Genomic DNA, 590 nt, shown 5'->3' on the forward strand with positions numbered 1-590 from the left:
TCTTGTTGGGTTCACTCTAAGCGTACGTAAAGTACACTTTCGTGTCGTGACCCCTATTTGAACGAGGCGTTGCGCTGGATTCAGGAGCGGCACGGCAAGGACAACGTGATCGCTGCCATCATTCACCGGGACGAAAAAACGCCGCACCTGTCGGCCTACGTGGTGCCAAAAGACCCCGATACAGGCCGCCTGAATTGCCGCCGGTTCCTCGGTGGTGCCAAGGCCCTGAACGAGATGCAGACCGACTTTGCGCGAGTTGTGGGACGCCCTGTCGGACTGGAACGCGGCATCGAAGGAAGCAAGGCCACCCACACCAAGCTGAAAACCTACTACGGGGCGCTAGAACGGGACGCACCCGAGCACAAAAACCTGACCCCTGCTGACCTAGAACCGCAGGTGCTCAAGAAGGGGATTTTTACCCGTGTTGTGGAAGACCCTGAGCAGGTGGCAAAACGCATCAGTCAGACCGTTCAGCAGCATTATGAACCTGCCGTTCAGAGCGCCACAGTTGCCCGCACAGCGACCAAACGGGCCAAGGAAGACAGAGAGAGCCTGAAACAGCTTCAGAGCCGTCTGGAGCCTCTTGTGAA

General features: G+C 57.6%; 1 protein-coding gene. It reads left to right on the forward strand.

Features of this window, described 5'->3' with window-relative positions; all coding sequences use genetic code 11:
* Nucleotides 1–57 precede the first annotated feature (57 nt).
* A partial coding sequence (locus KP705_RS16270) for a plasmid recombination protein (RefSeq protein ID WP_252348430.1) occupies nucleotides 58–590 on the forward strand: 533 nt, incomplete at its 3' end.

It is taken from the genome of Gluconobacter sp. P1D12_c, assembly GCF_018812105.1.
GTDB lineage: Bacteria > Pseudomonadota > Alphaproteobacteria > Acetobacterales > Acetobacteraceae > Gluconobacter > Gluconobacter oxydans_A.